Source organism: Psychromarinibacter sediminicola, from assembly GCF_029168335.1.
Taxonomy (GTDB): Bacteria; Pseudomonadota; Alphaproteobacteria; order Rhodobacterales; family Rhodobacteraceae; genus Psychromarinibacter; species Psychromarinibacter sediminicola.
This window is the reverse complement of sequence record NZ_JARGYC010000278.1, coordinates 1-304: the sequence shown is the minus strand read 5'-3', so window position 1 is coordinate 304 and position 304 is coordinate 1. Positions and strand designations below refer to the sequence as shown.

1 protein-coding gene is annotated in these 304 nt (G+C 57.2%); it reads right to left on the bottom strand.

The window, feature by feature from the left end:
- Nucleotides 1-30 precede the first annotated feature (30 nt).
- Nucleotides 31-210, bottom strand: a complete 180-nt coding sequence (locus P1J78_RS25340; protein WP_275570130.1) for a hypothetical protein — start codon at nt 208-210, stop codon at nt 31-33.
- Between the last annotated feature and the right edge of the window lie 94 nt (nt 211-304).

Sequence of the window (304 nt, the reverse complement as noted above, 5' to 3'; positions counted from 1 at the left end):
TAGGAATGGGGCGCGCAACCTGTGCACGTCTCAAGATGTCCTGGACTTCGCAGGTGCTTCCTTGCCAGCGGCCTTGGGCTCGGTCTCCTTGGCAGGGGTCTTCGCTGTCTCCGCAGGCTTCGGCTTCATTGCGGCCGCAGCCCTGGTGGTCAGGTCCTTGAAGGACATGTCATCAATCCTTTGATTGGCCGGTGCCAACTCCTCGTCCATGTCGAACCGGGATGCCTGGCATCGGTATTTCATATATGGGGACTGGCGAACCGATTTACGATGGTGCGTCGAAAAGGTAGCCAAATTCAGTTAG